This window comes from Streptomyces carpinensis, from assembly GCF_002154505.1.
Taxonomy (GTDB): domain Bacteria; phylum Actinomycetota; class Actinomycetes; order Streptomycetales; family Streptomycetaceae; genus Streptomyces; species Streptomyces carpinensis.
The window spans coordinates 1-568 of the sequence record NZ_MUBM01000641.1 but is presented as its reverse complement, the minus strand read 5'-3'; the positions used below and the strand labels follow the sequence as shown (position 1 = coordinate 568).

The following is a 568-nucleotide window of genomic DNA, read 5'->3' as shown; positions in this document are numbered from 1 at the left end:
TCAGCCGGTCCGCGCGCGCGGCCGTCGCCACCGGCGAGAACCTCACCGGGCTCGAACAGTTCCGTCTGCTGCTGATGCGTGACGCCGTCCAAGTCGTACAGCCCGCGAGTGTCTGGGGCATCACCCACTTCCTGCGGGTCGCCGCCCTCGCCCACGGTCACGACCTGCCCGTCAGCCCGGTCGGGTACAACGCCAATCCACTCGCGCACGCCGCCGCTGCCGTCCCCAACCATCTGGCCATCGAGGTCCAGGACCTGAACCTGCCGGCGGGACTGACCGCCGACCACACCGTCACCGACGGAGGCATCGTGCTGGGCGACAGCCCCGGACTTGGCATCACCGTCGACGAGGAGGCCATCATGACGCTGGCAGAGACGGGCGACTGGTCCCATCCCGACGGGCCCCACATCCGGCCGGCCGACGCCGGGCTGCGCCTGGTTCCCAAGACCGATCGCCGCCACGCCGGTACCCCGCATGCACCCCATGCGCCGCTGCGGCCCGCGGCCGACGCCGCGCACACCGCTCCGACGAGCGTGTCCTCGTGACGGGCCGACAGGCGACGAGCGGG

At 72.4% G+C, this 568-nt stretch carries 1 protein-coding gene; it reads left to right on the top strand.

The features are described 5' to 3' along the window. The coding region (locus tag BZY54_RS47435; protein WP_167414197.1) for a mandelate racemase/muconate lactonizing enzyme family protein at window positions 1-545 on the top strand (545 nt) is incomplete at its 5' end. Between the last annotated feature and the right edge of the window lie 23 nt (window positions 546-568).